At 45.5% G+C, this 26962-nt stretch carries 22 protein-coding genes; 7 read left to right on the forward strand and 15 right to left on the reverse strand.

Going from position 1 to position 26962, the window contains the following annotated elements; translation table 11 throughout:
• Positions 1-39 precede the first annotated feature (39 nt).
• Positions 40-1392 (forward strand): MFS transporter, encoded by a 1353-nt coding sequence (locus tag H9L11_RS02955; RefSeq protein WP_169628584.1) that lies wholly within the window; start codon positions 40-42, stop codon positions 1390-1392.
• A gap of 63 nt (positions 1393-1455) precedes the next feature.
• Here H9L11_RS02955 and H9L11_RS02960 read toward each other — a convergent pair whose 3' ends face one another.
• Genes H9L11_RS02960 through H9L11_RS02975 form a run of 4 tightly spaced genes read right to left on the reverse strand, consistent with a single transcriptional unit; the run spans position 1456 to position 4692 of the window.
• Entirely contained in the window at positions 1456-2115 is a 660-nt protein-coding gene (locus H9L11_RS02960; RefSeq protein WP_005380256.1) for a ChrR family anti-sigma-E factor, read from the reverse strand.
• Positions 2112-2696 carry an RNA polymerase sigma factor gene (locus H9L11_RS02965; RefSeq protein ID WP_017636022.1) on the reverse strand — a complete coding sequence of 195 codons (585 nt, stop codon included), beginning with the start codon at positions 2694-2696 and terminating at the stop codon, positions 2112-2114. The genes H9L11_RS02960 and H9L11_RS02965 overlap by 4 nt, the downstream gene beginning before the upstream one ends.
• A 44-nt stretch (positions 2697-2740) precedes the next feature.
• Positions 2741-4099 (reverse strand): DUF4397 domain-containing protein, encoded by a 1359-nt coding sequence (locus tag H9L11_RS02970; protein WP_205390984.1) that lies wholly within the window; start codon positions 4097-4099, stop codon positions 2741-2743.
• Positions 4096-4692 (reverse strand): LON peptidase substrate-binding domain-containing protein, encoded by a 597-nt coding sequence (locus tag H9L11_RS02975; RefSeq protein ID WP_205390985.1) that lies wholly within the window; start codon positions 4690-4692, stop codon positions 4096-4098. Before H9L11_RS02975 ends, H9L11_RS02970 begins: the two co-directional genes overlap by 4 nt.
• 323 nt (positions 4693-5015) lie before the next feature.
• Here H9L11_RS02975 and H9L11_RS02980 point away from each other — a divergent pair, with 323 nt between their 5' ends.
• From H9L11_RS02980 to csdA, 4 genes are all read left to right on the forward strand, one after another.
• The gene (locus H9L11_RS02980; protein WP_033905541.1) at positions 5016-5831 is read left to right on the forward strand and encodes an outer membrane protein OmpK; all 816 of its coding nucleotides are present in this window, start codon (positions 5016-5018) and stop codon (positions 5829-5831) included.
• 108 nt (positions 5832-5939) lie between these two features.
• On the forward strand, positions 5940-6830 hold the full coding sequence (panE, locus tag H9L11_RS02985; RefSeq protein WP_033905542.1) for a 2-dehydropantoate 2-reductase: 891 nt from the start codon (positions 5940-5942) through the stop codon (positions 6828-6830).
• Positions 6827-7426 (forward strand): DJ-1 family glyoxalase III, encoded by a 600-nt coding sequence (locus tag H9L11_RS02990; protein WP_033905543.1) that lies wholly within the window; start codon positions 6827-6829, stop codon positions 7424-7426. Before panE ends, H9L11_RS02990 begins: the two co-directional genes overlap by 4 nt.
• Positions 7426-8637, forward strand: a complete 1212-nt coding sequence (csdA, locus tag H9L11_RS02995) for a cysteine desulfurase CsdA (RefSeq protein WP_064376477.1) — start codon at positions 7426-7428, stop codon at positions 8635-8637. Before H9L11_RS02990 ends, csdA begins: the two co-directional genes overlap by 1 nt.
• A gap of 33 nt (positions 8638-8670) precedes the next feature.
• On the opposite strand, the gene H9L11_RS03000 is transcribed toward csdA, so the two are convergent.
• The 5 genes from H9L11_RS03000 to H9L11_RS03020 form a co-directional block, all read right to left on the reverse strand.
• Positions 8671-9591, reverse strand: a complete 921-nt coding sequence (locus tag H9L11_RS03000; protein ID WP_033905545.1) for a GGDEF domain-containing protein — start codon at positions 9589-9591, stop codon at positions 8671-8673.
• 309 nt (positions 9592-9900) lie between these two features.
• Positions 9901-10329, reverse strand: a complete 429-nt coding sequence (csdE, locus tag H9L11_RS03005) for a cysteine desulfurase sulfur acceptor subunit CsdE (protein WP_005380244.1) — start codon at positions 10327-10329, stop codon at positions 9901-9903.
• 19 nt (positions 10330-10348) lie between these two features.
• On the reverse strand, positions 10349-11158 hold the full coding sequence (gene tcdA, locus H9L11_RS03010) for a tRNA cyclic N6-threonylcarbamoyladenosine(37) synthase TcdA (RefSeq protein ID WP_005380241.1): 810 nt from the start codon (positions 11156-11158) through the stop codon (positions 10349-10351).
• Positions 11159-11257: 99 nt separating this feature from the next.
• Positions 11258-12361, reverse strand: a complete 1104-nt coding sequence (mltA, locus tag H9L11_RS03015; RefSeq protein ID WP_033905546.1) for a murein transglycosylase A — start codon at positions 12359-12361, stop codon at positions 11258-11260.
• A gap of 273 nt (positions 12362-12634) precedes the next feature.
• Positions 12635-13090 (reverse strand): DUF2850 domain-containing protein, encoded by a 456-nt coding sequence (locus H9L11_RS03020; RefSeq protein WP_005380234.1) that lies wholly within the window; start codon positions 13088-13090, stop codon positions 12635-12637.
• Between the two features lie 162 nt (positions 13091-13252).
• On the opposite strand from H9L11_RS03020, the gene argA reads away from it, so the two are divergent.
• On the forward strand, positions 13253-14590 hold the full coding sequence (argA, locus tag H9L11_RS03025; RefSeq protein WP_012841478.1) for an amino-acid N-acetyltransferase: 1338 nt from the start codon (positions 13253-13255) through the stop codon (positions 14588-14590).
• 400 nt (positions 14591-14990) lie between these two features.
• Positions 14991-15179: a hypothetical protein gene (locus H9L11_RS03030; RefSeq protein ID WP_074191720.1), complete on the forward strand. Its 189-nt coding sequence runs from the start codon at positions 14991-14993 to the stop codon at positions 15177-15179.
• 48 nt (positions 15180-15227) lie between these two features.
• Here H9L11_RS03030 and H9L11_RS03035 read toward each other — a convergent pair whose 3' ends face one another.
• The 6 genes from H9L11_RS03035 to recC all read right to left on the reverse strand — a co-directional run bounded on the left by H9L11_RS03035 (position 15228) and on the right by recC (position 26804).
• The gene (locus H9L11_RS03035; protein WP_033905547.1) at positions 15228-15599 is read right to left on the reverse strand and encodes a hypothetical protein; all 372 of its coding nucleotides are present in this window, start codon (positions 15597-15599) and stop codon (positions 15228-15230) included.
• 26 nt (positions 15600-15625) lie between these two features.
• Complete coding sequence (locus H9L11_RS03040; protein WP_033905548.1) at positions 15626-16000, reverse strand: hypothetical protein; 375 nt, start codon at positions 15998-16000, stop codon at positions 15626-15628.
• Positions 15988-16998, reverse strand: coding sequence for a LysM domain-containing protein (locus tag H9L11_RS03045; RefSeq protein WP_033905549.1), 1011 nt, complete (start codon positions 16996-16998; stop codon positions 15988-15990). Before H9L11_RS03045 ends, H9L11_RS03040 begins: the two co-directional genes overlap by 13 nt.
• A gap of 165 nt (positions 16999-17163) precedes the next feature.
• The gene (gene recD / locus H9L11_RS03050) at positions 17164-19311 is read right to left on the reverse strand and encodes an exodeoxyribonuclease V subunit alpha (RefSeq protein ID WP_033905550.1); all 2148 of its coding nucleotides are present in this window, start codon (positions 19309-19311) and stop codon (positions 17164-17166) included.
• Positions 19311-22985 (reverse strand): exodeoxyribonuclease V subunit beta, encoded by a 3675-nt coding sequence (recB, locus tag H9L11_RS03055; RefSeq protein ID WP_205391088.1) that lies wholly within the window; start codon positions 22983-22985, stop codon positions 19311-19313. Before recB ends, recD begins: the two co-directional genes overlap by 1 nt.
• A gap of 327 nt (positions 22986-23312) precedes the next feature.
• Positions 23313-26804, reverse strand: a complete 3492-nt coding sequence (recC, locus tag H9L11_RS03060) for an exodeoxyribonuclease V subunit gamma (RefSeq protein ID WP_205390986.1) — start codon at positions 26802-26804, stop codon at positions 23313-23315.
• Between the last annotated feature and the right edge of the window lie 158 nt (positions 26805-26962).

A 26962-nucleotide genomic window follows, 5' to 3' on the forward strand; every position in this document is an offset into this window, starting at 1 on the left:
GCTTTCTCTTTCAACGGCTTCATTTTATTGGATTGATTTATGTCTTCATTACCTTCCATCACTTGGTTGGAAACGGTAAAAAGTTACCTCGATAAACGACTCATGTGGGTTTTCATGCTGGGCTGCTCTAGCGGCTTTCCGTGGGTTCTTATCGGTTCAAACATGTCAGGTTGGCTAAAAGATGCCGGCTTGACCCTCTCCGCAATTGGCTATTTTGGTAGCGTTTTTGCGGTCTATGCGATCAACTTCCTGTGGGCACCTCTGGTTGACCGCGTGAAGCTGCCAGTCCTCTTTAGACTACTGGGGCAAAGACGTAGCTGGATTTTCTTTTGTCAAAGTATCGTACTCGTCGCTACCCTATTTATTGCCGGCGTTAATCCAGCGGAAAACTTGGTGTTTGCGTCACTACTCGCCTTGTGTATTGCAACGGCTTCAGCGACACAAGACATCGCAATTGATGCTTTTCGTATTGATACTTTCCCAAAGTCAGAAGAGTCTAAACTGCCTCAAGCTTCTGCAATGGCGGTCATTGGCTGGTGGACAGGTTATTCACTACCGGGTTATTTAGCGTTTGTTAATGCTGACAGTGTCGGTTGGAATGGTGTGTATTACGGGATGGCGGTGATAGTCGGCATTCTAATGGTCTTTACGATTTTAGTCGGTGAACCGAAGACTCAACGCGAACAACTTCAGTCTGCCGCTGAACAACGACACAAAGAAGTGGTTGGTTCAAAAGTCGTAGCTTGGTTTACCGTGACTGTTGTAGAACCTTTCCTTGATTTCTTTAATCGCAATGGCGTCCGTGTCGCGATTACTCTGTTGCTGTTCGTTTTCCTATTTAAAATTGGCGAAGCGTTTTTGGGCAGGATGTCGATCGCGTTCTATAAAGATATTGGTTTTAGCAATGAACAAATTGGCTATTACTCCAAACTGATCGGTTGGGGAGCCACCATCTTCTTTACTTTTGTCGGAAGCATGTTCAACGTTAGGTTTGGTATTGTACGTGGATTAATGATCGGCGGTATTGCTATGTCTGCCAGTAACTTGATGTTTGCTTTGATTGCTTCGGTAGGCCCAAACGAGCACTTGTACTTAGCCACGATTATTGTCGATAACTTTACGACTGCTTTCTCAACTGTCGCTTTTGTTTCATTTTTGACGATTCTAACCGGGCAAGCATTTTCGGCAACTCAGTATGCGTTGCTTGCCTCTCTAGGAAACTTCGGACGGACGACTCTTGCTTCTTTCAGTGGCGAGCTAGTGGATTATCTTAATGATTGGAGCACATTCTTCGTGCTTACCGCTGTCATGGTCGTGCCAAGCTTGATTATGTTGTACTCGCTACGACATTACTTTGATGCTCTATTGGAAAAAGCACGTCACAAACATTAACGAAACATATAAAAAACCACCGAATTCGGTGGTTTTTGTTTTGCGAGATATAAGATAAGAGGTCTATGGGTATAACCCTTTACCAAACATATTAAATATACGTGCCACGCCTTGAGTAAAGATCATCGGCTCAGTCAATACGGTTAAACACAAGCAGTCTTCTCCGGCCTTAGTGTAAGGGCTGTGCTTCACTGATGCGTCTCTAATCATCAAATCGCCTTCTTCATATTGGCCATCCTCGTCACTAAATCCACCATGTAGGATCAATGTAGACTCCAGGCCTTTGTGCGTATGTTGAGGAATTTGCACATCTTCCCCGATGTACATTAAGCTGACACGAGCGTCTTCCCCTAGGTCAATCTGAGCACTGAAAACCTTGCCTCCGTAACTTCTCCATGACCCTACGAGGTCAGAGAAACGCGCTAGAGTTTTAGGAAGAGCGAAACTTTTTCCTGCCACATTAACAGCAGCAGAGTCGCGGATCACGATATTATCAGTCGCTGGCTCCGCGTTGATGATGTCATTGAACATGTCGTCAAATTCAGAAACATACTCAGAAGGTATGTCACTTACGATGTTCGCTTGACTTGCTTCGACTTGGTTCACATAAGCTCGGCACTTGGTGCATGTTTCTAAATGGGTTGCGACCACAAGACCAGAAACTGCATCAATGCTTCCCGAAGCGTATGCTTCTAACAAGCTGTTATCTGGGTGTTTATTCATAGTTGCTCCGTATGCATTGAATGCCTTAGCTTTTCTACTGCAAGCCTCAGCCTGGATTTTACGGTACCGAGGGGTATATCAAATAATTCCGCGACCTGTTGATGAGGTAACTCTTCAAGATATACCGCTTGTAAAACATCTCTCTGGTTTTTCGGTAATATATCTAAAAACTTAACCACCTGTTCTTTCAACATATCTTGTTCTGGTGAATAGTGATCAACAAGATCAGGTGGATAATACTCTGACGGCCAAATGTCATCAGAATGAATGTGTAATTCCTTACCTTTCTGTTTTCTCAGCAGATCAAAACAAAGGTTTCGGATTATGGTATATATCCAAGTCGATAACGCGCTCTTTTCACCATCATAGAGGTGCGCTTTCTGCCAAACTGTCGCCATGGTCTCTTGCACCATCTCCATAGCAACTTGCTCATTACCAACATGTTTGTAAGCGAATTGCTTCAGCTTGGGTGCGTAAAAACGGAATACAAAAGCGAACGCATCTTTGTCTCGATCCTTCACTTTATCCATGTAATCGTTCCAATCACTGCGCCCCAGTTTTTTCGGGCTATCACTCATCATAATCGGCCTTAATTTGTGGGAGGAGTCTCCTCCTCCCATTCGTCCTAATCGGTCACGTCATCGACCAACAAGTTGAAACCACCGTTGTTCCCATCATCAATGGCAACGACTTGGTACACAACACCGTTCATTACATTGACTGGTGCTGAGTCAACCGCAACAATACTTGGGTTACCAGCCACTGTTACCGTTACATAATATGTACCTTCAGCGACATATAATCCTTGTACGCTATTTTTATACGCAAAATTAGCAATAGTTGGATCACTTCCATCTATTCCTGCACTCGTAGTGAGGTAAATATCCACCATTTCCGCTATAGGATTAGCCGCCGCGTGTGTCACATTCAATGTCGCGCTAGTCGCCACAGCGCGTCTCATATCTTCAACAACCAGAGCTTCGATATCAATCGCTGGGCTAACAACACCGACTGCATAAACACTGTAATCCACTCCACCTGCAACCATTAACCCGTCAACATCTATGATCGGATTGGTTGTTGTGCCATCCACGTAAACGTCAATATCGTAAGCGCTAGCAGCAAGATCCAAATAACCACGAATCTCTTTGAACGCTAAGTCGGCAAGAGGAGCGAAGGCCGCCCCGTTAACGTTAACATCGACGACTGGCGCTCCATCGACAAGGTGTCCGACTCTTACTTCAGCTTGGCTGCCCATATCTTCAATTATAGAAGAGCCCGAACCGTCCAACACCAAGAGTTTGACAGGTGACGTGCTATTCGAATCTCCTGTGCCGATAGCGGCAATCGTCAAGTTGGAGTTAGCCGCAAGAGATACTTTGCCCGAGTCAAAAGCAACGCTGTCTCCTACGGCAAGTCGAACTTGATACTCACCAGCTGGGATGTTCAATACGTCGGTAGAAGCTTTGTAAGCAAGGTTAGTTATTGGAGTCGCGCTAGCAAGAGCAACACCTGGCTCAGTGACATAAAGATCAACAGCAGGAACGCCTGAAGCTGCATGAACAACTTGAACATCTAGACTATTGGCATCAGCCATTGAATCGGCGCTGCGAGTCACAACTAAAGGCTCAACTGGGTTTGGCGAACCATCGGCATCGCCAACAACGAACACGTTATAATTGAGGTCGGAATCAAGATCTAGTTCTGTTTTAGGTACTACGGTCGCGGTTTCATTACCTGGGAGCTGTACATCGACCTGAATCGAATTCATCCCCTCTCGCAATTTAACGTAGCCAGATCCCACACCATAATCAACATTCGTTAAAGATGGTTTATCGTTGATCCACACATTTGCAAGCGGCGCATCAGAAGAAGCGTGCACTGCTTGTAAATTGGAATACTCGATAGTGTCACTGTCGGAGCCACACGCCGCCAGTCCTAATGTCGCAACAATAGTTAGCGCAGCTTTATTAAATCCTTTCATATCCTTGCCTCTTTGTTAGTCGGGGCTTCTATGGCTTCTGTCAGAAATTGCAACGCAGGAATACAGTCCTCTGCGCCGACTAGCTGTTCGAACAGATTGCAGTCTAGGGGTAGTAACTCAAGCCAACGCTGAGTAACCCAAGCAGAGTCATCGTAAAAACGATGCTGGTAGAGGCTTCCAAGTTGAGGAAACTCTTCATAAACATGGGATAACTGCTGGCTTAAAAAGAAGAAATCTGGTGAGTTGTCTAGATGTTGCCAATTGTCTAACCATTCAACCTCTGCATGACGTAAGCCATCCGCATCTGCACGGACGCGTTTGACAATAAAGCGTTGCTCACCAGCAACTGTAATACCAAGAAGGCCATCACTGAGTGTTTCAAAATCAACGATCCTGACCAAAGTTCCGATAGATGAAACGTTACCCACGTCTTTAGGGTCACCTTCACTTCCTACCAGGCAAACTCCAAAGCCCACATTTTGTATGCTGCATTCCTTTACCATTCGCTTATATCGTGGCTCAAAAATGCGCAGATTCATTTTACCCTCAGGGAGTACAACTGAAGTGAGTGGGAATAACATGACTTCTTTCATTCAAACGTCCTCTTTGATTCACGGATACATACGAATCCCTTATCACTCCGATCACTAACGATTTATGTTGGTTAATCGACTGGCTTAAAAAGTCATAAAATCGCTTACGCAAACGATCCAAATCACACATTTATTGCAATCAAATGCAACAAACAAAAAGTTCCGTAAATAAAGATAATTTCGTGACATAACTCACCAAAAACGTTCAATTTTGCACCCTTTATCACTTTCATTTGGGATTTTTATCGCTATTATTCCCGCCAATTGGAAAGCGCAGCACAGATTGCGTGTTCTGAATCATTACAAACATAGAGAGTCCCCTTATGCGTAAATCACTTTTAGCTCTTAGCCTTCTAGCGGCTACTTCAGCTCCAGTTATGGCTGCTGACTACTCAGATGGCGATATCCACAAGAACGATTACAAGTGGATGCAGTTCAACATCATGGGCGCAATAAATGAGAAAGGTCCTTACGAATCAACTCACGATTACCTAGAAATGGAATTTGGCGGTCGCTCTGGTATTTTCGACCTTTACGGCTACGTTGACGTATTCAACCTAACTTCCGACAGCAGCAGTGATAAAGCTGATAAAGATGGTAAAATCTTTATGAAGTTCGCCCCTCGTATGTCTCTAGACGCTATTACTGGTAAAGACTTATCTTTCGGTCCAGTACAAGAGCTTTACTTGTCTACTCTTTTTGAATGGGACGGTAACAATGGCGGTGTTAACACTCAGAAAGTAGGTCTTGGTTCTGACGTAATGGTTCCTTGGTTTGGTAAAATGGGTCTAAACCTTTACGGCACTTACGACTCAAACCAAAAAGATTGGAACGGTTTCCAAATCTCGACTAACTGGTTCAAACCATTCTACTTCTTCGAGAACGGTTCATTCATCTCTTACCAAGGTTACATCGATTACCAATTTGGTATGAAAGACGAGTATTCTCAAGTTAGTAATGGCGGTGCTATGTTCAACGGTATCTACTGGCACTCTGACCGCTTCGCGGTAGGTTACGGTCTGAAGCTATACCATGACGTATATGGTTTCGAAGATGGTACTGGTCTACCATGGGATTCTTCGACAAAATCTGAGTCTTCAGGCGTAGGTCACTACGTAGCTGTAACTTACAAGTTCTAATTGAACCACTAAGTTTCATCAAAAATGGCGCCTTTCGGCGCCATTTTTATTTGCTTTCCTTTTTTCCCTCATTATCCTTGCAGCAAACCTTTTTAATGAGAGCGTTTGGTGAATATCCTTATCCTCGGTCCAGGTGCGGTGGGCTCACTCTGGGCAACAAAATTTCAGCTTGCCGGGCACAATGTTTCATTGTGGGGAAGAAGTTCAGAGAGACAACAATCACTTCAGTTGGATGACACACCCGCAATCGTATTCAGTAATCAAGATATTTCCTCCGTAAATCAAGCGGATCTCATTTTGATCACGGTAAAAGCTTGGCAAGTGGAAGACGCCATTCAGCCTTTGCTCCCTCATATCAATACAGACACGATTATCATGCTGATGCACAATGGTATGGGTACTGCCTCTGGCGTGGAGAAGGTTGTGCAAAACAATCCGATAGTGCTCGCAACAACGACGCACGGCGCATACAAACCAGATAACCAACACGTACTGCATACCGGTCACGGAACAACGCAAGTGGGTGGTTATAATGACAAAGGAATGCAGTGCGCTTTTCTGCAAGATGTTATGCTTCATGCTCTTCCAGAGGTCATTTGGAATCCACACATCCAATCTGCGTTATGGACTAAGTTAGCAATTAACTGCGCGATTAACCCACTGACTGCGATTCAGCAGTGTAAGAATGGTGAGCTTGCGCAGCCCGAGTTTAAGATACAACTCGAAAGCATCACTCAAGAACTGGTTGAAGTAATGAGTAAAGAAGGTATTGCTATCGAGTTTCGCTCTCTTTTCGATACGGTAATGCAAGTGGTGAACGCCACAGCTGAGAACTATTCTTCAATGAGACAAGACGTATTCCATCAGCGTCGAACGGAAATTGATTTTATAACCGGATACTTTTTAAAGGCTGCCGAGAAACATCGCATCAATACGCCTGAGAATTTAAAACTTTACCAACGCATCAAACAAATAGAACAAAGCTGGACAGAACAATGAGTAAGAAAATCTTAGTGCCAATAGCTCCAGGCACCGAAGAAATGGAAGCCGTCACCGTTATCGACATGATGGTTCGCGCGGGTTATGACGTTACAGTAGCGAGTGCTGCTTTTGATGGCTCATTGACGATGAAAGCTTCTCGCGGAGTCACATTAACGGCAGATTGTAAGCTAGTCGATATCGCTGATGATGAGTTTGATGCCATAGCACTGTCTGGTGGTGTTGGTGGTGCAGAAATTTTCCGTGATAGTACGGTGATGATAGAAATCCTTAAGCAGCACATCTACGAGGGAAAATTGGTTGCTGCTATCTGCGCATCACCGGCGTTGGTATTGCAACACCATGATCTTTTCCCACAATCACTGATGACCTGTCACCCGAGCTTTCAGTCACATATCCCGGAAGAGAAGTGGCGCAGCAAACGCGTGACCTTTGATATCAACCACAACCTGATCACTAGTCAAGGTCCGGGTACAGCTTTAGAGTTCGCGATGGAAGTAATCATTCAACTCTCAGGTAAAAAACACGCATGGTCAGTTGCTGAACCAATGCTCCCTCTGCCTACTCTGCACTACCACAAGCTTGGTGAAGAATAATGTTTGACGTAAATGCTGTACGTGAGCAATTTCCCGCTCTAAATCAATCCGTCAACGATACGCCCTTAGTGTATCTAGATAGCGCAGCGACAACGCAAAAACCGCAATGTGTGATTGATGTCATCAGTCATTACTACAGTGCGCAAAATGCCAATGTTCACCGTGGCAGTCATAGTTTAACGGCTAATGCTACCAGCCAATTTGAAGCGGCACGAGAACGAGTGGCAAGCTTTATTGGTGCAAACAGCTCTAAGGAAATCATTTGGACACGGGGCGCAACCGAAGCACTGAACTTAATTGCTCAAACCTACGCCCGTAGCACGTTACAACCAGGTGATGAGATCTTAATTAGCGAGATGGAGCACCACGCCAACATCGTGCCCTGGCAAATCGTGGCAGAGCAAACGGGGGCTAAAGTCATTAAAGTTCCGATGACATCAGATTGTCAGTTCGACATCAGTGCATTTGAGGCGCTTCTGTCTGACCGCTGTAAAATTGTTACTTGCGGACAAATAACCAACGTAACAGGCACACGCCAACCTATCGAAAAAATCACTGAACTGGCGCACAACGTTGGCGCGGTTATTGTAGTTGATGGCGCGCAAGGCATCGTACATGAGCAACTTGATTTATCGGCATCAGATATCGATTTCTACGTTTTCTCAGGTCACAAACTTTATGCACCAGCAGGCATTGGGGTTTTATACGGCAAGCTTGAACTTTTGGAAGCCATGCCACCATGGCACGGCGGCGGTAAAATGGTTGAACGCGTTTCTTTCGAAAAAACGACGTTTTCTGCACTTCCTGGAAAATTTGAAGCGGGCACACCAAACGTTGCGGGCGCGATTGCTCTAGCGAAAGCCATTGAGTGGTACCAAGGTTTTGACCATCACGAAGTAGAGACTCATCTCCATGCGCTTCAGGATAAGGCCTACCAAGCACTAAGCGCTTTGGATGACATCCATATTCTAGGCTATCAACCGAATGCCTCTGTACTGACCTTCGTAATGGACGGCGTTCATCACCAAGATATTGCGACGCTGCTCGATCAACAAGGCATTGCGGTACGAGCAGGACACCACTGCGCTCACCCATTGATGGATGCGCTAAATGTGAAAGGCACGGTACGCGTCTCTTTTGGTATTTATAACACGACGAGCGATGTGGAAAGACTCATCGCCGCCGTTGAAAAAGCCGTCGACATGCTATAACGCCAACGGTTTGATTTGGAGTAACCAACAAGGTTACTCCATCTGCCTATCCAGAGTCGCCACGCAATTTCTGCCATTTCTTTTCGCAGCATAAAGCGCTTTATCTGCATGCGCATACAAACGTTTGGTGGTTTCATTTCTGCCTATTTCCACCACGCCTACACTCACCGTGACCGGAATTTCAATCTTTTCAAATTCGAACTGACAATTTTGAATGTGGGAACGTACTTCCTCTCCTACCTCTTTCGCCGCCGACAGAGAAGTTTCTGGCAAAATAATCGCAAACTCCTCCCCTCCGACTCTTGCGAAAATTTCATCTTTGACGAGTAAGTGAGAAACCAAATCAGCTAACGTTTCTAAGACATGGTCTCCCGCATCATGACCACGTTTATCATTAATGACTTTAAAAAAGTCCAAATCAAACAATAACAACGCGGAGTGATAGTTCGGCTCTTGAGCTTTAATGACCTCTTCTGTGAGCTTTTCGAAAAAAACACGTCGGTTGTAGATATTGGTGAGAGCATCTATTTGGCTTTGATGGCGAAGAAGGGTTTCAACTCGGTGGCGATTGGAGATGTTGCGTGTAAGAATAAGGACAACGCGACGACCCCGGTATTTTATAGCGAGTGGGCAGATCTTGCCTTCGTAGTATAGGTCGCCTCTTGGCCCACTGTTAGCATCTATTCCCTGAATGCTGTCGGCGCACATCTTGTACTCGATCGTCACAATACTGTCTTGTTTCAGTGACCGATTTATCTGTTCGATAAACCAGTCAGCTTTATCTTTCTCGAGTACGCTGTGCAGCGTCTCACCTATCAAATTACTTCCATCGTGATAGGCTTTTTTATCTGTTCCTCCAAAAACATCAATATAGATACCATCTTCACTCAGAATAAAAGTGGGGTCTGGCATTCCGGATAACACGTCTTGCGCATGTTCCAAGGTGAATTGCATATAGGGAGGTTCCTAGCATTTGTATCTAAGTAACCCAATCGCTTCCAAGTGTGTTTCCACATTGGGGAATAGGAGCGAATGGGGCATATGTCTATTATCTAATATAGACAAATTTTAAATACAATTGAGTTTATAAAAACCAAGTGGGCAATATAATGAACCAGGATCAATAGAATGGTTAATTAACGCTAAAATAGTCGACCATTTGCATACTTTTTATCCATATGCAAAAAATATCTCAACTCAGATACAAAAAACGCCAAACAGTTAGGCTATTCGGCGTTTTTTAAGAGTTGGGAAAATGACTCGTTACACGGCGATTTGCTTAATCTGCTCTACAATAGCTTTCAAGCCATTACCACGTGACGGGCTTAAATGGGAGACAAGCCCCAGCTGATCAAAATAAGCATCAATATCAAATGCTTGAATTTGATCGGCCGTTTTACCGTCATAAGCTGCCATCACCAAGGCAATCAACCCACGGACGATACGCGCATCGGAGTCCGCACAAAAATGCCAAACGCCATCTTGCTCTTTGCTCACTAACCACACCAAGCTTTCACAACCCGAAACGGTAACTTGTTCTGATTTCAGCTCTTCTGGCATTTGTGGCAGCTTTTTACCCCACTGAATAACCTGACGGTAGCGATCTTCCCAGCCTTGAAATTGCTGCATAGTCGCTACAATGTCTTCGCTGGTGATATCTGTACCAAATGGAGAAACGGGAAAATCTGTCATGATGCGCTCTTCTTCTAGTTTACTTCTTATATTTTGAAATCAACTTCTCAACGATTCGCGATACCGCGACAAAGCCAAACGTTGCAGTTACCACAGTCGCCGCACCAAAACCGCTAGCACAATCCATACGTTTTGGGCCTTCCGCTGTCGACTTCACACCACACACTGAACCGTCTGCTTGAGGGTACTTCAGCTGCTCGGTTGAAAACACGCAATCAATACCAAACTTACGAGCCGGATTCTTAGGGAAGTTATGATGACGACGCAAGGTGTCTTTGATTTTCTTCGCTAGAGGATCTTGGATCGTTTTCGTTAAATCAGCGACCATGATCTGCGTTGGGTCAACCTGACCACCAGCGCCCCCCGTAGTGATCACTTTGATCTTGTTGCTGCGGCAATACGCCAACAAAGACGCCTTCGCTTTTACGCTGTCAATCGCATCTAGCACGTAATCAAACTCTTTGCTTAAGTACTCATGTTGATTGTCTGGCGTGATGAAATCATCAATCAGATTGACTTTACACTCTGGGTTGATCAATTTGACACGCTCGGCCATAACTTCAATTTTGCTTTGGCCAACGGTGCCCGTCATCGCATGAATTTGGCGGTTAATATTCGTGACACAAACATCGTCCATATCAATCAGAGTCAACTCACCGATCCCCGTACGAGCCAGCGCTTCCACCGCCCATGAACCTACGCCACCAATACCAATCACACAAACGTGTGCAGCGCGAAGAATGTCTACTTCGCTGTTGCCATAAAGACGACGAGTGCCGCCAAAGCGTTGATTGTAGCTGTCAGATGCTGGGGTATCGAGTTCACGCATATTGAAGTCCAGATGATCGATAGAAAAACAAAGAGTGCGATTTATACGCACTCTTTGATGAAATGTCTAGATAAGAGAGTGTTCCTCTCTCTTGGACGACTATTGTAGCTTTTCTGGCGGTAAAGCCCAAGGCGCTTGAGTTGGTGAGTTTTCCAGCCCAAGTTTCCAAACTCGACCAAAATGCTTGTAGTGCCCTGCTTCCGTTCCTGCTCTCGCACCAATGCCATGATACAGATCCAAATGGTTCTGTTTTACCGCACCACCAGTGTCTAAAACGATCAGCATTCGCAGTTGATGCGCACCGCTCCACGTACCATCCGCATTCAGCAATGGTACTTCCGCCAAGATTGGTGTCCCCATTGGTAAGATAGAACGGTCACCCGCGACCGCCGCCATTGGCAACAAAGGAATACCAGCCGACCCCGTTACTGGCGCTTCCTCTTTTGGCGCAAAGAAGACGTAAGAAGGGTTTTGCTCCAACAACTCGCGCACTGTCGCATCGTCGTTGTCCATCACCCACTCTTTGATTGCTTTGAGGGACATTTTTTCACGCGGCACTTCACCACGTTCAATCAAAATGCGGCCAATACTAACGTAAGCTTTATTATTTTTCCCTGCGTACGCGAAGTACTCCAACGTATCATCATCTTCAAAATGCACATAGCCACTGCCCTGCACTTCCATCATAAACGGGTCAATACGATTAGGCGCATAACCTAGCACTAAACCTTGGCCATCTAATGCCCCGTTGTAGATCTCCGCGCGAGTCGGACAATCTGATGAGCAGTTTGGCTTGCCATAAACTGGGTACTTAAAAATGTCGTTTGGTGTATGACGCAGCTCCATCACGGGAGAAAAGTATCCGGTAAACAGTACATTACCTTTTTGATCACCACCGCCTAATTGCGCAGCTTGAATGCCAAACGCACTCAACGCGCTGGTATCTCCGCTTTGTTGCGCCCACTCACTTAATCGTTGATATAGCGGTTGGTAAATCTTCGCCATGGATGGTGACTTTATCACCACTTGCTCTGCTTGCTTGTTAAATTCAGTAAAATCGCGTGGTTTGTTAGACTCAACCACATCCACTTGATTGAGGATCTGAGGAAACTCACCATCAAGATATTGCTGAGCACGATCATTTTGTTGAGCACAGCCAAAGAGTAGGCTCAAAGAGATAATAGGAAGGAGTTTTTTTAACACGTGTCTTTTCCGTAAAAGAGAATAGCAAAAGGATGGCAAACAAATGCATACGGTGCAATTGAAAAGCAACGACAAAATGTTTCAACGCTAAGCCAATCCGTTTACTCGTTGTGAATTCATTCAGTTAATACAACATGATAGCAGCGGAAGAATTACGGAATTGTCCGGATTATGTTTGAAAGTAAGATTTACTGATTGAGAGATGAAATTGTGATCATCCATGTGACTCACAGACGCAAGAGATCTCTGCTTAACAGACAAAGATAAAAACGACTATCTTACCGCAATCCTTGCACGCCCCTCTAAACGGAATACAGGTAGATAATGTGCATTGGCATCCAGCTTCATTTCTGCATGCTGCTTACCCACAAAATTGAAGTGCCGCTCATTTGAACCCACTCGATACGAAAACGAATCCCCATCGAATTCAAAACTGGTCGCCACTGTAGAACCATTTACGGTAACACCGCGCTCACTCAACACAAATTCTTCACGAGCATAAGGCGCAACATCTTGCTCAACCCAGCGACCATAAATTGTCGATTTGGGAATGGGCGGATTAATGGTTCGAGTAATCAAATCACTATACAGCATGCACACGACAACGGTTCCAACTATCGCTATAAGCATGAGAGAACGCTCTAGCCACTTACGAAGCATTGATTTAGATGACGTTTTTGACAGATTTGAAGCAGTGATCGCAGCATTCTTATTAACAGCAGAAGACATGAGGTTCACGTATTGAGGAAAGACGCCACCATTGTAACCTTCCCTCTTAACGGGACCAAGAACCTACCTCAATATGTTTGTGCTTTATTCCAAAATTTCACCTTGCCACCGAGTGAATAAAAAGGCATTATTTTAACATAGTTAAACAAAGGGATGGCTGTAGTGAAAATTCGTAGTACTGCTCTCGTAAAAGGATTCCGTCAATCAACACCTTATGTCAATGCTCACCGCGGAAAAACCATGGTGATCATGCTGGGCGGAGAAGCCGTCGCACACAAAAATTTTGGCAATATTATTAATGATATCGCACTCATGCACAGCCTCGGAATTAAAGTCGTGGTGGTGTATGGTGCACGTCCTCAAATTAATCAGCTGCTAGAAAAACAAGACCTCACTACGCCTTACCACAAAAATATCCGCATTACGGATGAATCGGCTTTATCTGTTGTTATGCAAGCTGCCGGACAACTTCAACTTGCGATTACTGCGCGCCTATCAATGAGCCTCAACAACACTCCGATGGCAGGCACCCAGCTCAATGTCGTTAGCGGAAACTACATCATTGCTCAGCCACTCGGCGTTGATGACGGGGTGGATTATTGCCATAGTGGACGTATTCGCCGCATTGACACCGATGCTATCAACCGCACTCTTGATCAAGGCTCTATTGTGCTACTTGGCCCCATTGCGAGCTCTGTGACTGGCGAGTGTTTTAACTTACTTTCTGAAGAAGTTGCGACACAACTGGCGATCAAATTAGGCGCAGACAAACTGATTGGTTTCTGTTCAGAACAAGGTGTCATTGATGACAACGGTAATGCTGTCGCCGAGTTGCTGCCAATTGAGGCGGAGCATGTCATCAAAACGCTCTCTGAAAATACGTCTCCTGACCTAGATTACAACACTGGGACACTGCGCTTTCTTAAAGGGTCTATTGCCGCTTGCCGTGCCGGAGTACCTCGCAGCCACTTGATCAGTTATAAAGTAGATGGAGCCCTAATTCAGGAGTTGTTCTCTTTCGACGGTATCGGAACCCAAGTCGTTATGGCGAGCGCTGAACAAGTGAGGCAAGCCAATATTGACGATATTGGCGGTATCTTAGACCTCATTCGTCCTTTAGAAGAACAAGGTGTACTCGTTAGGCGCTCTCGAGAGCAGCTAGAGCAAGAGATTGGAAAGTTTACCATTATCGAAAAGGACGGTCTGATTATTGGCTGTGCAGCCCTTTATCCATACCCAGAAGAGCGCAAAGCAGAGATGGCTTGCGTAGCGATTCACCCTGACTATCGTGATGGGAACCGAGGTTTGTTACTGCTCAACTACATGAAACATCGTTCTAAATCCGAAACCATTGATCAGATTTTTGTCCTCACGACACACAGTCTGCATTGGTTCAGAGAGCAAGGTTTTTACGAAGTCAGTGTCGACTATTTGCCCGGAGCCAAACAAGGGCTATATAACTTCCAGCGTAAGTCAAAAATCTTAGCGCTAGATTTGTAGCTTAACCTTAAATCAGGAAGAGAAATTTAAGGTCCCGCTATACCAACACCTCAAGGTGCGGGATTCAGCTCATTGACGCTCAATCCCACACATCAAGTTTGTTTTGGAGTAAAGCCTCACATAAATCCTGCTTCGAGCTAGTGAGTCATCATGTAAACACCAACTTAGAAATGCGCAAACCATTGCTTAATTTTCGTTCCAATTTTATCTTTTAAATATACATTTGGTTGGCTATACTCTGCTCGCTAGTGATTGGTTTTTAACCAATACGAATGGATCTAGGTGATGTAATGTAGCCTTCACCCTAAAATACTGGGCAATTGAAAAACTAGTTAGCTCCGTATTGCACACCAAGGACAGTTGTTAATCTGACTTTAAATAAGCCGAGACGAGCACTGTTATGAGAACAATCATTTGTAATTCGCTTCAAAGCTTCTGGGATATGGCTGACAATCAGTTTTTAGAAGGCCTAGACGTCCACTGTGTTTTCCCCGTAAATGACGCTGTCCGAGATTTTATTCTTGCTTATCAACAGCAATACAAAATACGCAGCGTGTCTTTTACCAATGCGTTTGCAAAACATGCATAAAAGAAGACCGAGCCATAAGCTCGGTCTTCTTTTACGTACGTAATCAATTCAAAAAAAAATCATAGCCAACAAAGATGCAAAAATAGTGACTACGATAAAGATTAAAATAGTCCAGTACACTACCCCAATACTTATGAACCACTTTGGGCAAACTCTACGAATATCTGTTAGCTTTCTTTTTTTGGCCAACTTAGGAAATGCAACTGCGGCAACAAGGGCTAATCCATGTATTAAGGCCCCAAAGTGACATCCAGAAACTAAAGCAAGCTCAATATCTGTATAATGCTCACTAGTGTACGCATAGCGCTTTACTTTTTGCGGCGTGATAACAATAAGCAAAATACCTACTATCAGGTACCAAAAAACTAACAAAGCACCTGCAACAAAAAATGTAATAAAAGAAACTTCTAATAACTGCAAACTTCACCGACCTTCTATTCCAGCTCTCAAGTAATAGACATCCAAACCACCATTGAGCCTAAAGTGATCATAGCTAGAAGCAATAAAACGCTTATATAAATACGGCAAATTCCGATGAATAGACCGGAGCAAACTTGATGAATATCAGCAAAGCCCCTTCTCCTCGCTAAAGTTGGTAAAGCGACCGCCGCAACTAAGCCTACACCATGTACTAAAGCACCAAAGTGAAAACCCGAGACTAAGGCTAACTCTACTTCTGAATAATGTTTCGGATTAAAAGCAAACCGCTTCACCTTTGGCGGTATAAAAAATATAAAAATTGCTCCGATAATAACGAACCATAAAAACGCGACTCCTCCGGCGATAAAGAAGGTTAGAAAGGACCAATCTAATAACTGCATATATTACCTACACCTGTCGATTCAACTACGTCTAAGTGAGAATAGTGCTCTTTATATACCGCTGCAGCTTGTTTTCCTGAATAATAACTTCCGACAGATGAAGCAACTCCCAATACCAGAGCTCCCACCCAACCAACGGGTGTAGCAACAACAAATAATGATATTGCAATACCAGACATAGTACCTACAACTGTACTTGCTGCAGTTTCCACCAATATTTCGTTTTTCTTTGCCTTAGAGTCTGCTCTAGCTATCTGATCGCAGGCAATACCAATATTAACTGCAGTCAATACAGTGCCACCTTTAGCTGCTACTTTTGATAACTTTGCTAACCTATCAGTATTCTTCTGAAGCGCCGCGGTAGTCATAACCCCGCCGTTTCGAGATATCCTCATAGCCTCTCGAGCTTTCTTACCATTAAAGAGAAGCTTCTCAGTTGGTCCAAGGTTTTTTGCTACATTCTCTAATAGTTTTTTCCTGCGGTAATCATATTGCCCTTTCGAAAACTTTCCTGATTTATAATCTCTATATAAACCATCAAGCTTTTTTAGCTCTGCGACATTTCCTTTTTCACTATCTCCTAATAAAGCCCCCATGGACGCAAAAGTAGCACCGATACCTGCGCTCGCAGGCCCCCAATTGTCATCAAGCCAAGAAAGAGCCCAAAATGCTTCCTTTTCGTTTTGCGACATAGATTTCATCGTTGATTCAAATTGCGCTTGATCATGATCTGAAATGGCAATTTTAGAAGAAAACTCAGATTGCTTGGTGTTTGAAACGTTCAACTTTCTCAAGTAAATAGATTGACCAGATTTAATCGAATTAGGGTCTGAAATTTTTGGGTTGTCTTTTTTTATTTGAGCAACAGCAAAATTATAGCCATCTGTTCCAAACTTAAAATGATAAAACTTCCATATAATTCTCGTAAGAGTATCACCAGGCTTAACACTATATATGTAGCTATACCTATTAACGCTGTTAAAATAAGTTGTATTCATTCCATTCAAATCCTTATGCTCACAATTGCGCATAATGTTAACGTTTCAGATTCAAAAACATCAATTGAAATGACTTTTCTTTCAGAAAGAGAATTGTTAAAACACAACTCATCACCAAGTTTGACATGTAACAAAGGTAAAACTGACTGTAAACTAAGTCCATAATCAGTTAGTAAGCCGCTGTACTAACCCACTCGCGCGAGTCGTTTTCACCTTAATACCTCGCTTCAGAACGTTGAGTTCGGCGTAAAGAGCTAAACGCTTTTTCGCGCGGGTAATGCCTGTGTAAATCAACTCACGAGTTAATATCGGGCTAAAGTCTGGTGGCAAAATCATCAGGGTGTAATCAAATTCACTGCCTTGCGATTTATGGATGGTCATGGCGTAAGCCGTTTCATGTTCAGGCACTCGGCTTGGCAAGACCGATTTCACACTGCCGTCAGGTAACTCGAAAAAGACTTTCAAACGCGGTTCTTCTTCACTGTCATCTCGCATGCAAATACCAATATCACCGTTATACAAACCTAGACCATGATCATTACGCGTAACCATGACAGGTCTACCGTGATACCAAATTTCATCCTGCACCTGAATGAACTTGCGCGCCGCGAGCGCTTTCTCGATGCGCTGGTTTAGCCCAGCAACACCAAAGTCACCTTCACGAATCGCGCAAAGCAGTCGGCATTGGTTGAAGGTATCTAATACCGCTTTGGCTTTACGCGTTAGCGACTCTGGCTCTCCGGTTTCAGGATCGGTTTCCTGTTGTCCAATGCGTTTGAGGTAACGACCGTATTCCTGCACCAACGTCTGCATCATTTGGTTGTAGTGCTGACTACTTAGCGCGAAATGTTCGATATCAGAAAAGTCACGCGCCCAGACGTTATCTACGCTCGCTGCAGAACCTGAGTTAACCGCTTTTGCCAACTGACCAATGCCTGAGCGAGCGTCAAATCGGTAACTCTTTTGCAGCATACATAAACTATCGGCAATGCTAGATGCACTGTTACCCGTATGGGCTAAAGTATCGAACCCCGTCAGTTTTGCAATGGCTGACGCCTGCTCTTTTCCATAACCCAATGCGTGGAACGAACAGATATCACCCAACACGGCCCCTGCTTCAACTGAAGCAAGTTGATCTTTATCACCTAGCAAAATCAGCCGCGCATGTTTCGGTAAGGCATCGACCACTTTATACATCATTGGCAAATCGACCATCGACGCTTCATCGATAACCAAAATATCCAAATGCAGTGGATTTTGCTTGTTGTGACGAAATTCTGCGCTATTAGGAATCGCGCCCAGCAACCTATGTAAGGTACTCGATTCAGTCGGAATTTTGGCTTTTAGCTCCGGAGAAACTGGCAGTTCTTGCACTGCTTTACCAATGGACTCGGTTAATCGCGCCGCCGCTTTCCCCGTCGGGGCCACCAGCTTAATGGTCAGATTTTTCTCGTGCGTTGCCTGTTCAATCAAAGCAGCAAGCAATTTGGTTACTGTCGTCGTTTTACCCGTACCTGGGCCACCAGAAATCACAGCAAATCGACGGGTTAACGCAACTGCCGCCGCAATTTTTTGCCAGTTCACGCAAGCCGAGAGTGGCACGAGTTCATCCAGTGTTTGTAAATCCTGAACCTTGCGCGCATTGCTAAGCACGGAATCAATGGCGTGCCAATCCAACGATTCGCTTGCGACCACATCAAGGTGGTCACACACCAATTGTTGACGCAACACTTGGTTGCTGCTTCCCGCTTCTACTGCTTTGCCTAACGCGTTAAACAGAAAATGGTATTGGCGTGCAAATAAATGGTTGAGCAACTTGGATAATCGCGCAAACTCTTGTGGTTGCAAGTTAACTGCGGCGCCCAACTGATTGAGCTTTTCCGCCAGTGTCACTTCATAATGCCAATAGCGGTGCAGATACAGACGCTCGCCATCGAACATCAGCGGTAAGGCTTCTCCTTGCGCGCCGACCAAGCTGGAATTTTGTAATACTTGAATCCAATCTATGCCTTGCAACTGTGTATTGAGCGCCAATGCCGACTCACCAAACAGCCCTAGCTTACTGGCTAAATCCGTAGATTGCCCTTGTGCATCGAACAGAGACAGACAGATATGTCCTTTGCCGAGCTCACTACTGACAACACCCGCGATAAACGCCAGTGCTTGGCTATCCGACTGTTCATCATGCGTTTGAGAATCAATAAAACAGGCGAATTGGTAGTCGAGCTGACGAATAGCACCTTTGTGCGCCAAGCGTTCCAGCACTACCAATAGACTATCTTGGTCAGAATGAAGATTGCGATTTGTCGTCATTAAAGTAGCTCCATCTGCCCGGCTTGAGTTGAGCGCGTTTCAAGTGCTTGACCATCAATCAAACGATCCATCTCTTGTAAGAAGTCTAAGGTTGGTTTCGCGGCAAAAATGCCGTGGTCACTCTGCCCGTCCATGCCGCGCAAGAACAAGTAATACACGCCACCGAAGTGCTGTTCATAATCATAATTGGCCAATCGGCTACGTAGGAAACGATGCAGTGCTAACGCATAAATCTGATACTGCAAATCGTAGCGGTGATCCGCCATCGCCGATTTCAGAGCCTCACCATGGTAGCTCGTCACATCGTCGCCAAGATGATTCGATTTCCAGTCAAGCACGTAGTATTTACCTTGATGTTCAAACACCAAGTCGATAAAACCTTTGAGCATACCTTGCACGGTTTGGAAACCTAAATCCCCCGCTTTCGCCGACAACGGATCGTGACGTTGAATGACTCGGTTTAACGCCGGTGCAGACAACACTTCAATCGGCAGCAAAAATTCCATCTCCACCAAACGTTGCGACGGTGCATTTTGATTCAGCAGCAAAGACTTACCATCCAACGGCGTTGCGAGTACGGTATCAATCAATTGCTGTAAAATGGGCAACCACTCTTCATCGAGCTGTTCGCTTTCCATCAAGCCAAGGATGATTTGTGTATTCTCTTCCGTCGTGGCTGGCTGAGTAAATTCAATTTCCTCAAACAGGCTGTGCAGGAACGTACCCGGACGCGCACCACGAGGGAAGGTAAAAATCGAACGCTCTGGCTCCACCAAATCCGCTTCGTCTTGTTCTTCAGATGAGTCGATATCAAAACCTGTAATCTCAATCGTGGCATCATGCTCGGCGTGATGAGAGCCTTGCTTGACCAAGCCAGAATAACTGGTGATGCGCCAGTTTCTGTCGATAGGGTTTTGCAGTTCTTTCGCACTAAGATCGTGTATTTCTTCTTGTGGCGCTACGTACTTATCTTCGAGTTGCTGCGGCGGATCGGCCACAACGACACAATCAAGCTCGTCTTGTTGCTTTGTTAAACCTTGGTGCAAATCGTTAATGCCACCTTCTTGACCATTTTGAATCAAATAGCCAATCGCACTGCGGTGTACACCAGTTGGCTCTTTGGTCGAACGGCCATTGCGCAACGGTGAGGCACCGATAAAACACGCATAAACAGCACGCGTTAGTGCCACGTATATCAAGCGTAAGTCTTCCGCCAAACGCTCTTTGTCCGCTTGCTTCATGGACGCATCGTTGCCAGTGATATCCAGTACCGTGCGGTCATTGGCTGCATCGTAATATTTGGCTTCACTGGCTTCTCGATAGCTGAACACAAACGGCAGAAATACGAGGTCATACTCCAAGCCTTTTGATTTGTGAATAGTTACGATCTGCACTAAGTTACGTTCCGATTCTAAACGTTGGATTTGGTCATCACTGCCACCCAAACCGTTTTCCGCATCACTGATAGACTGAGCGAGCCAACGCAGCAGACCGTGATCGCTATCCAGTTCATTACTGGCGTGTTGAAGCAGTTCACCAATGTGCATTAAATCGGTAAGTACTCGCTCACCATTTTCACCCTGTGAACTCGCACCTTCTTCTAGTAATCGCTCGGCAATATGGCGTTTGCTGATCACCGCGCGCAACATCGGCAGCACACCACGTTGAATCCAAAGTTTGCGATATTCTTTGAATTCGTTTACGGCGTTTTCCCACACCACTTCATCGTTATTAAGTGCATCCAAACTTGCTGCGTCGAGGGCAAACAGCTCAGAAGCAAGACTTGCACGCAGCGCACGGTCATTTTCTGGAGTCAGCACCGCTTGCAGCAAACGCTGTAGATCCTGCGCCACTGAACTGGTAAACACACTGTCTCGGTTAGACAGGTACACGCTGGCAATGCCTTGTTCAGCCAGCGCTTGTTTGATCATTCGACCTTCACTACCTGTTCGAACCAACACCGCGATATCGCCCGCTTGAACCGCTTTCTGTTTTTCGCCATTCACCAGACACGCTTGCCCCTGTTGAGCCTGCGTCAAAATAGTTTGGATTTGGCTTGCAGTCGCCTCTGCCATTCGAGTCAAATACTCGCCTTTTGGTAGCGGTTTATCGTCCGCTTCTTGCAACCAATAGGTCAGCGCGGGTTGCTTTTGGCCACCCATAGTCCAAATGCGTTTTTCGGCATTGGGACTGTACCTAACGGGTAAGAACGGAATATCCGAATCATAGATAAATGGACTGTCTGGCAAAGCAAATACTTGGTTTACCGCCTGCACCATATCTGCGCTAGAACGCCAGTTGGTTCCTAACGTGTAGTGGGCACTTACTTGGTTACGCGCTTTGATATAAGTGAAAATGTCTGCGCCACGAAAGCCATAAATCGCCTGCTTGGGGTCCCCGATCATAAACAAACCACATTCCGGGTTGTTCAGATAAATACGGCTGAAAATACTGTATTGAAGCGGGTCGGTATCTTGGAACTCGTCAATCATTGCGACAGGATACAAAGTACGAATACGCGCAGCTAAAAGCTTGCTTTCGTCCGTATCGATAGAAGCAGAAAGTTGTGTCAGCAAATCATCGAAAGAGAGCCACTGTTTTTGATTTTTCGCGTTAGCCAGCATCACACGACAATGTTCAATCGCATGAGCAAGCAGTGGCGCTTTTAAGCTGATTGGGTTGGCAAGAAATGTTTCAATGACTTCAAATACCGCATGCTGCGGCGCACTGCCTTTCGGTGTTTTTTCCAACAAGACGTTTTGCGCGAATTTCTCCAGCTTGTCTGGATAATCGTAACCTGTAGTTTCCGTTGCCGCCCAAGCGTTTACCGCCTCCAACCACGTCGGCAGAGACTTTTTGGTATAGCTACGTTTGTTAATATCTGAATCTGAAATTAGCGTTAAGAAGTCATCTTGGCTTTCTCGCCACTGTGCTTTTAATTCATCAATTTTTTTCAAATTTTCAGTATGAAGATCAGCCAAACTGCCTTTCATTGCTGGAACAGAAAGGCTTAACGGCGCACCAGTTAAGTAATTGCTGATGTCAGACAACAACGCAGATGGAGAGCCCCATAGCTGGCGAATTTCTCCAGCCAACGTAAATGGCAACGGGTAGAAATTGCGACGCCAGTAATCGGCTACAACTTGCGCTTTTAGGTGACTTTCATCGGTCACAAACTCGTTATTAAATCGGCTGCCAGATTCAAACGCATTTTGCGTTAGCATACGTTGGCAAAAACCGTGAATGGTGTAGACCGCCGCCTCGTCCATCTGACGCTCTGCCTGCAATAAAATTTCTGCGGCTTGCTTGTGATCGTCAAACTCATTAAGCAAAGGTTGGATCACCGGGTCGGAACTCTGTCCACGCGCAAACGCGATTCGCGCATCATGGATTCTTGCCCTGATACGATCGCGTAATTCCGCAGTTGCCGCTTCGGTAAAGGTTACAACCAGAATTTGGTCGACCGTAAGCGGTACGCGATGCCGAGTTTCCGCGCTGCCGTGACCAAGCAAAAGGCGCAGATATAAACCTGCAATAGTGAAGGTTTTACCTGTACCTGCTGATGCCTCGATTAACCTCGCGCCATGCAGAGGAAACGTCATCGGTTCTAGTGGCGTTGGTTGAGGTTGCTCTGTGCGGTCTAACGTATGTAGAGGGCACTCTGCACCTGACATTTGATCCATAACGCTGAATCTCTCCGGATTATTTACTAGGACGTATCACCTAATAAATGTGATCTATAGTTAAAAATTCTATTAATATGTTTAACAAGTTGGATCATTTAGAGCTTTGTGAGATCTTTCTCACGGTTATCCATAAGACGTACCGTTAGTATGCGCCCCACGAGATAAGCCAAACCTTTTTGGCGGCACAACTCAAATGAATTAAACAAAAGTATCATGGTCCCTCTGACCTTGTGGCCGTACAGCGAACGCCCTACAAAAAATAATGATTTTCTGGCGGCCACCCTACTCTTCCTTCTCTTTATCCAACTTTCTTTATCACGCTTTTACATCATCAGCGTCTTGAACCGCTAAGCGCGCACCTTGCAGTACTAATGCTGTCAGCAAACGAACTTCTGAGGCCAACTCATCATTCCAAGCAGGCCAAATTCGAGAGATGTACGAATTATTGCCTTCGCCCGGGCTCATGAAGCCATCATTGAATGCGTTAGCCATTTTCTTCAAAGATTTCTCTTCGTCATCGACCCACTGACCACGGCTAAAGCCCGCTTCAACACAAGCCAACGCCGTTTTCGGGAAATAAGGCAAAGGCTTAGTCATGCCTTCGAAGAATAAGCGAACTAATTCAGTCAGTAGATGTTTGGCATACTGCACATCGGCAATTTCTGGGTAGATCAAATGCAGCGCGCCTTCTTTACGATCGTAACCAATGATGTGAGTTTTCTTAGCATGACCCGACGCCGACATGGCAAGGTGATCGATCCACGCAGCAAGGTAATCCTGCGAGCGAATCTTACCGCTTCTATAGCGAATCAAACCGGATTGGTAGCATTGAGTCAGCCAACCTGTTAGGCGAACGTTTTTCTCTTCGCCTTCATTTCGCTCAAACAAGGAATCAAACGTCAGGTCGATTTCCAAATCGTCTTGAGGCGCACCAGATAAAAACGCCAGTTTATCCACCAGCTCTTCCGCCTGAACTCGGTTGGTTTCAAACTCGATATCACCAAACGCCCCCACCGGCAGTTTGCCTTGCGCGCGCTGTTGACTCATAAAGTGTTTAAGCACCTCTGTTTTTTTCTCTGGCTGCATCAATGTCGTTTCAAGCAAGGTTTCTAACAGCTCATCACGCATTTGATAACTTTCCAAACCACCTAAAACAAAGGGTTCGTCGTCTTCCATCACCGGCAGTGGCGGCTCAAAGATTACTTTTAAGCGACGATTGAAAAAATACTGCACCGGTAAGCGCCAGAAACGTTGCAACTCGACTAAGTCGAGCTCAAGTGGGAACGTCGCTCCTAACAGATAGTCGTCTAATGCCCGATTAAAATCACGACGAACATAGCCTTGCGATTGACTACTTTGAGTCAATGCTGCTGGAATCCACTCTTTCGCGTAGCTGGCGTGCATGCCTTGGAACGCACTTGGGCTAAACGGCACCATGGCGTGGGTATTCACCAACGCATTTAATAAGTTGTCGCCAGACTCATCAACGGGCAACGCTTCATCACCACTTAAACAATAGTTTTGGTGGCAGTATTCCATCAGCTCAGAAACCAGAACCGAAGGCACTCGCTCGGTATTGTCTTGGATTGAACGGCCAACATAACTGATGTATAGCGTTTGCTGTGCCGATAGCATTGCTTCGAGGAATAGGTAACGGTCATCATCTCGGCGCGAACGGTCGCCCGGTTTGGTTCTTCCGGTCATCAAGTCAAAGCCTTCTGGCGGCATGGAACGCGGATACACGCCGTCATTCATCCCCAACAGACAAACGGTTCTAAACGGAATAGAGCGCATCGGCATCAGGGTACAAAAGTTCACTTGACCAGCCAGGAAGCGCTGGCTGACTCTTGTGCCAGATAATTTGTTTTGAAGGTATTGGCTGATGATCGACGGCGATAACGCATCATCAAATGCGGCATCAGCTAATTGCTCTTTGAGTTGGCTGAGCGTATCGCGAATGGATTTGAGCGCCATTTCGCCTTCTAACTCAACCGAGAAGAAGTCATCCAGCAGTGAAACCAAAGTCTCTCGCCAACCATCGATAGTTTGAACATGAGAAAGTTTGCTTCGATAAGTGCTAATTTGTTGGATAAAGTGTGCCAACTTGCCCGCCAGCTCTGCGCCCATGCCTTGCACTTCGTTGTACGGAGACAAACTGCCTTGCTCGGTTTCAAACAAGCCTGCGGATTCTGGCATCGCGTAGCCAAGCAACATGCGTTGAATACCAAATTGCCATGTGTTTTGACGGGTTTCCGGCAGTTCAAATTCGCGTCCGGTATTGGCGTCCAACCCCCAGCGAATTCCCGATTCCTCAACCCATTGTTTAGCCTGTAAGAAATCACCTTCGCTGAGTTCAAAACGCTTTAATATCGCCGGAGTTTCCAGAAGTTCGAGTAGTTCTGATGCCAAACAGCGCGTATTGGGTAAGTTCACCAACTGCATAAATGCGGCCAGAATTGGGCTCTCTTGATCGGCGGTTCGGTCAGAAATCGAATATGGAATAAAACGCTCACCCGGCGCGTTACCAAAGACCGCCTGAATCGCAGGGCTGTAAGCGTTGATGTCCGCGACCATCACGATAATATCGCGCGGTTTTAACGTTGGGTCAGCATCGAACATCGCCAACAGTTGATCATGCAGCACTTCCACTTCACGCATCGGGCTGTGACAAGCGTGTAGGCTCAGTGATTTATCACCCAAGCTAACCACTTGTTTGTGATGACTGTTTTCAATCTGTTGGTCATCTTGATGTTCTTCAAGATTGAGAATATCCGCTTGCAATTGATGGAGCAGACTGTCGCGCTCAACATCAACAAAGGCTTCAACTTCATGAGATTCCAGCTGAGACAACAGATACATATTGTCGCGCCCGAGTTTACCCATGGATGCCAACAGACTGTTTCCGACCACATCGGTGTGCAGCTCATCGATCACATTATCTTCCAGTGATCCTTTCAGTTGCTCAGTTTCACCTTGCACTTCCGAGTGATCGTCCTGCCACACAACGTGCTGACGATGTTTCGCCGCCAAACGAGCCAGATATTTGCGATCTCGAACTTCACCCCAGTAATAACGACACGGGTTGGTGAACATCAGATGCACGTCGATGTGTTCACCAATTGCTTTTAGCGCATCCATATAGCGAGGCGGCAACGAAGAAATGCCAAAAACAAACAAACGCTTGGGTAAATGGTCAAAATTGCCGTTAAAACTCTCTAACGTGTCGATAAAGTGCTCATAAAGGTTGGCACGGTGATATGGAGACTGTCCTAATGACACAGTGTGATCATACAACGCTTGCCATAAGATCGGCTGCCACGGATGCTCATCTTCCAGCTCTGGCACACTCTGCCCAGCTTCCCAACTTGCGATCCATTCCGGACGATACACCAAGTAACCATCGAAAATATCGGCAATTTTCTCAGCCAGCTGATACAGCTTAGAGTGGTCAATGTCATCTTTGAGGTACTGCGCTAACGGCGAAAACACCTCTTGGTTGAGAAGCCCCGGAAGCAAATGCATCAACTTCCACGTCATCGCTTCTTTGTTAAACGCACTGCGTTTTGGCACGTCTGGCAATACCTGCGTAAACATTTCCCAAATGAAAGTCGCAGGGAGCGGAAAATCAATGTTCGCGGCAACACCAAACTCTTTGGCCAATTCCATTTTTAGCCACTGGGACATGCCTGGACTTTGAACCAGAATTTGTTCTTTTTCGAACGGGTTTTCCAGCGGACTGATTCGAATCAGTTCGACAAGGAGTGATTTAAGAACGTCAACTTGGTTGGAGTGATAAACAGTAAACAAATTGGGAATACCGAGCGCCGATTGAAACTGTTAGCTAGCTTAGCACAGCCCCATTTAAACCCGCAGTGATCTCGCGTTCGGAAAAAACAAAAGGTTATATATCACTCAAATAGAGTATGAATCTTCTGAATTTTCACATGTCAATCAAGTCTGACATT

The organism is Vibrio sp. sp1, assembly GCF_016920955.1.
Classification (GTDB): Bacteria; Pseudomonadota; Gammaproteobacteria; order Enterobacterales; family Vibrionaceae; genus Vibrio; species Vibrio alginolyticus.

Bases quoted from the DNA above. Each gene is read 5' to 3' on its own strand.
- tcdA (WP_005380241.1), bottom strand. From the start codon at position 11,158: ATGCGTGAACTCGATACCCCAGCATCTGACAGCTACAATCAACGCTTT.
- H9L11_RS03030 (WP_074191720.1), top strand. From the start codon at position 14,991: ATGAGAACAATCATTTGTAATTCGCTTCAAAGCTTCTGGGATATGGCT.
- H9L11_RS02990 (WP_033905543.1), top strand. From the start codon at position 6,827: ATGAGTAAGAAAATCTTAGTGCCAATAGCTCCAGGCACCGAAGAAATG.
- csdE (WP_005380244.1), bottom strand. From the start codon at position 10,329: ATGACAGATTTTCCCGTTTCTCCATTTGGTACAGATATCACCAGCGAA.
- H9L11_RS02960 (WP_005380256.1), bottom strand. From the start codon at position 2,115: ATGAATAAACACCCAGATAACAGCTTGTTAGAAGCATACGCTTCGGGA.
- H9L11_RS03020 (WP_005380234.1), bottom strand. From the start codon at position 13,090: ATGTCTTCTGCTGTTAATAAGAATGCTGCGATCACTGCTTCAAATCTG.
- H9L11_RS02955 (WP_169628584.1), top strand. From the start codon at position 40: ATGTCTTCATTACCTTCCATCACTTGGTTGGAAACGGTAAAAAGTTAC.
- H9L11_RS02975 (WP_205390985.1), bottom strand. From the start codon at position 4,692: ATGAAAGAAGTCATGTTATTCCCACTCACTTCAGTTGTACTCCCTGAG.
- H9L11_RS03000 (WP_033905545.1), bottom strand. From the start codon at position 9,591: ATGCAATTCACCTTGGAACATGCGCAAGACGTGTTATCCGGAATGCCA.
- recD (WP_033905550.1), bottom strand. From the start codon at position 19,311: ATGACGACAAATCGCAATCTTCATTCTGACCAAGATAGTCTATTGGTA.
- H9L11_RS02970 (WP_205390984.1), bottom strand. From the start codon at position 4,099: ATGAAAGGATTTAATAAAGCTGCGCTAACTATTGTTGCGACATTAGGA.
- H9L11_RS03045 (WP_033905549.1), bottom strand. From the start codon at position 16,998: ATGAATACAACTTATTTTAACAGCGTTAATAGGTATAGCTACATATAT.
- H9L11_RS03040 (WP_033905548.1), bottom strand. From the start codon at position 16,000: ATGCAGTTATTAGATTGGTCCTTTCTAACCTTCTTTATCGCCGGAGGA.
- recB (WP_205391088.1), bottom strand. From the start codon at position 22,985: ATGTCAGGTGCAGAGTGCCCTCTACATACGTTAGACCGCACAGAGCAA.
- H9L11_RS02965 (WP_017636022.1), bottom strand. From the start codon at position 2,696: ATGATGAGTGATAGCCCGAAAAAACTGGGGCGCAGTGATTGGAACGAT.
- csdA (WP_064376477.1), top strand. From the start codon at position 7,426: ATGTTTGACGTAAATGCTGTACGTGAGCAATTTCCCGCTCTAAATCAA.
- H9L11_RS02980 (WP_033905541.1), top strand. From the start codon at position 5,016: ATGCGTAAATCACTTTTAGCTCTTAGCCTTCTAGCGGCTACTTCAGCT.